The sequence below is a fragment of the Photobacterium sp. OFAV2-7 genome (assembly GCF_022347985.1).
In the GTDB taxonomy this organism is placed as follows: Bacteria; Pseudomonadota; Gammaproteobacteria; order Enterobacterales; family Vibrionaceae; genus Photobacterium.
On sequence record NZ_JAKRFQ010000669.1, the window covers coordinates 1 to 3,014 of the forward strand.

General features: G+C 46.9%; 3 protein-coding genes. 2 read left to right on the forward strand and 1 reads right to left on the reverse strand.

What is annotated here, in order from left to right; translation table 11 throughout:
• Positions 1-1,176: NAD(P)-binding protein (locus MHN01_RS22760; RefSeq protein WP_239413624.1), on the reverse strand; the 1,176-nt coding region annotated here is incomplete at its 3' end.
• A gap of 355 nt (positions 1,177-1,531) precedes the next feature.
• On the opposite strand from MHN01_RS22760, the gene MHN01_RS22765 reads away from it, so the two are divergent.
• Both MHN01_RS22765 and MHN01_RS22770 read left to right on the forward strand, forming a co-directional pair.
• A complete protein-coding gene (locus MHN01_RS22765; RefSeq protein ID WP_239413626.1) occupies positions 1,532-2,536 on the forward strand; it encodes a response regulator in 1,005 nt (334 codons plus the stop codon).
• A 3-nt stretch (positions 2,537-2,539) separates the two neighbouring features.
• Positions 2,540-2,986, forward strand: a complete 447-nt coding sequence (locus MHN01_RS22770; RefSeq protein ID WP_160650930.1) for a PAS domain-containing protein — start codon at positions 2,540-2,542, stop codon at positions 2,984-2,986.
• Positions 2,987-3,014: the final 28 nt, after the last annotated feature.

A 3,014-nucleotide genomic window follows, 5' to 3' on the forward strand; every position in this document is an offset into this window, starting at 1 on the left:
TCCACCGACAGTCGCCGTCTGGTAGGCGGGCACAAACTGCGCCATATGTGAAATCGCCCTGTCGGTTCGTGTGTCTATATCTGAGTTAGTCCAGCCCTGCTTGAGTTTTGTAATGAAAGATGCTCCCAACGCTGGCTGGGCATTGTCCGCTGTGCTCTTGGCCAACCCTTGACGGAATAGCGTTATGTCTTCAGTCATGCCGTGAAGCTGGAAGAAACCGTCAGGGTAGGGTGTTAGTTGTGCCATGCCATTCGGTGTGCCCCGCTCGCCATGGAAAATCACTTCCGGCCACACGCCTTGACATTCAGCCCAATGGGTCACGTAGGCCGCCTTGAACTCAATCATACGGTGTCGGGGTAAGTTCGCCCAATTGTCCAGCGTACCGGTTCGGTAGCCACAGGCATTGATCAAGTAATCGACATTAACTGAATGGGTGATGTGATCGTCTATTGTCGGATCAAACTGCTGATGGGTTACTGTCCAGTTGCCAGACTCATGGCTTTGTTGGATGTCTATAACCGTAGAGCGTGTATTGACCTTGCACGAGGCTAGCTGTTCAAGGGCGAGGTTAGCCGTCGCCGCCAACCGAAAGACGCTAAGTCCATATTCTTGTACGAGGATCAGCGGAAACTTGAACCTATTTAAATCAATGTTCTTCGCGACTGGGATCATCCAGTCATCAAGCGAACCCGGTTCGGCGGGGATAGATGCACGGGCAAGCTGTTCTAGTTCATTACGGTAGTAGAGTTTGTAGTAATGGTCAGGAGCACCGAGAACCTGATTACGGCTATCCGCTTTAACGAGCTGATGATAGGTACCCTGAAGTAAGCTCAAACGTGGGATCAACGCTTCGGGATCACCGGGATCTCGCTGTGGGACGGCAATAACGGTTGGGCGGATATTGGCTGTTTTGGGAAATACCCGAAGTGTATCGATCGATTCTTTGAGCAGGGTGAGGCATTGCTGATCTGAAATCTCTCGGTAAAGATTTCCGCCAGCATGTAAATGACAAATTGGTGGACCATTTACCAGGCTTTTGCCTTCTTCAAATATCTCAACCTGAATACCAAGTTCAGCCAAGCGAAGGGCTATTGTTGATCCAGCGATACCTCCACCGATCACGCCAACCTTAATAGGGTGATCATCATCGGTGTGGTGGAAACCATGAACATTCATAATATGCTGATTAGGCCATTTAAGTCATATCGTGATAATGGTTAGCATTCTACGTTGCCTTGATCGTGTTTAAAACACTTACTCTGTGTGGATTAGGTAAATCATTACCTTAAGAGCAATATTTACATTGTAAATATTATGCTCACGGTGAAAGTAGCCATGAGTGATTAATGACGACTATATCAATTTGACTGTGACGGTGTCACATGTTTGATGATATAAAGATGTTTATAAATAGGTGGTGATGGCATATTTCAGCAGACCGATAGCGCTTCTACTGTTATCATCAAGAAGATTATTTATTAAAAAGAATATATAGCAGCGCTCCAACACATAAGAAGCGCGAGGAGCACGCATGGCTACTTCAATTTTGATTTGTGATGACTCGGCATTAGCTCGAAAGCAGATGGCAAGGGCCTTACCGGCCTTCCTGAATGCTGAAGTTACTTTTGCTGTTAACGGTTTGGAAGCCTTGCAGCGCCTTAAGAAAGAAAAGTTTGACCTGATGTTCCTGGATCTGACCATGCCGGAAATGGACGGATACCAGACATTGGAGGCAATTCAGCAGCAAGGAATCGATATTAAAGTGATTGTGGTGTCGGGGGATATCCAGCCACAAGCACAGGCACGAGTGAAGGCGCTTGGTGCGATAGAGTTTCTGAAAAAGCCTGTCGACAAAGCCTTCTTGAAAACATTCCTCAAAGAGCTGGCACCTTCTGAGCCTGTCGCATTTGACACGGTGATTCAGAGAGTGACCACGCCTGCTCTCCGACGTCGTGATGTTTACCTTGAGGTGGCCAACGTGGCAATTGGCCGGGCTGCAGATTCGTTGGCACGCCACTTTGACGTGTTTGTTAATTTGCCTCTGCCAAACGTCAATGTCTTTGAAGTTAGTGAGCTTCATATGACAATGCGTCACCTAGCCAGTAATAGTACGATGTCAGGCATTTGTCAGGGATTCAGCGGTGAGGGTATTGCCGGTGAAGCACTTGTGTTGCTAAGTGATTCCAGCGTAAAAGATCTGATGGCAATGATGAAGTATCCGGTAGATGAAGGAGGAGACTCTGAGCTGGAACTGCTAATGGATGTCAGTAATATCCTGGTTGGTTCGTTCCTGAAGGGATTAGGCCAGCAGGCCGAGGTGAAGTTCTTTCAGAGCCACCCAGTGCTCTTGGGCCAACATATGCCTATTGAGAGGATGATAGCGCAGACTGAAGGTAATTGGCGTAGAACGATGACATTTGAAGTCAGCTACGGGATTGAGAATACATCAATTAAATGTGATTTGTTGCTGATGTTTGTTGACGAGTCACTTCCTTTACTTGATAACAAATTGTCTTACTTGATGGATGAGGACTAGGCCATGTTTTCTTTACCTGCTGAATTTGAACAATTTCATTGGATGGTAGATATGGTGCAGCATGTTGATGTTGGCCTTGTCGTACTGGATAAAGACTTTACCATTCATGTCTGGAACGGATTCATGATCCACCATAGCGGCAAACAGGCGCATGAGGCGATCGGAAAGAACTTATTTGAGGTATTTCCCGAGATCCCGTCTGAGTGGTTTACCGCAAAATCCAAACCTGTGTTTGAGCTAGGGTGTCGGAGCTTTTTGATCTGGCGTCAGCGCCCCTACCTGTTTAAGTGCCGTAATGTCAGGCCAATCACTCAGCAAGCGCCATTTATGTACCAAAACGTTACGTTGAACCCGATGACATCGCCAAAAGGTGACGTTGATTATCTTTTTATGGCAGTAGAAGATGCCACGGCCGAAGCGCTGGCTGAAGGGCGGTTAGAAGACAAATAAATACCATAAAAAAGCTCATTTCGATGAG

Excerpts from the sequence above, each read along its gene's own strand:
- MHN01_RS22765 (WP_239413626.1), top strand. The coding sequence starts at position 1,532 with ATGGCTACTTCAATTTTGATTTGTGATGACTCGGCATTAGCTCGAAAG.
- MHN01_RS22770 (WP_160650930.1), top strand. The coding sequence starts at position 2,540 with ATGTTTTCTTTACCTGCTGAATTTGAACAATTTCATTGGATGGTAGAT.